The sequence below is a fragment of the Neisseria sp. P0020.S005 genome (assembly GCF_051957055.1).
In the GTDB taxonomy this organism is placed as follows: Bacteria; Pseudomonadota; Gammaproteobacteria; order Burkholderiales; family Neisseriaceae; genus Neisseria; species Neisseria subflava_A.
This window is the reverse complement of sequence record NZ_JBQCWV010000083.1, coordinates 1-429: the sequence shown is the minus strand read 5'-3', so window position 1 is coordinate 429 and position 429 is coordinate 1. Positions and strand designations below refer to the sequence as shown.

The following is a 429-nucleotide window of genomic DNA, read 5'->3' as shown; positions in this document are numbered from 1 at the left end:
GCGGAGCAAGCCTTGACGGATGCGGGTTTGCTGGACGATGAAAGCATTACAGACGGTCGTATGGGCGTGGCATGCGGTTCGTCTGTCGGCAGCACCAAAGACATCGGCGATATGGGTGAACTTTTGATAACAAGCACATCGCGCAATTTCAACGCCAATACTTATGTGCGCATGATGCCGCATACGACTGCCGCCAATATCGGCATTTTCTTCGGTTTGAAAGGCCGCATTATCCCGACATCGAGCGCGTGTTCGTCCGGCAGCCAAGGCATTGGTTATGCCTACGAAGCGATTAAATACGGCCTGATTGATATGATGCCGGCGGGAGGCGGCGAAGAATTTTGTCCGTCTGAAGTTTATGTTTTCGATTCACTTTATGCCGCCAGCCGCCGCAACGGCGAACCCGAACTGACCCCGCGTCCTTACGAC

At 53.8% G+C, this 429-nt stretch carries 1 protein-coding gene; it reads left to right on the top strand.

Annotated features, from left to right (window positions below; translation table 11 throughout):
- A partial coding sequence (locus ACTHTU_RS11420) for a beta-ketoacyl synthase N-terminal-like domain-containing protein (protein ID WP_440362615.1) occupies positions 1-429 on the top strand: 429 nt, incomplete at both ends.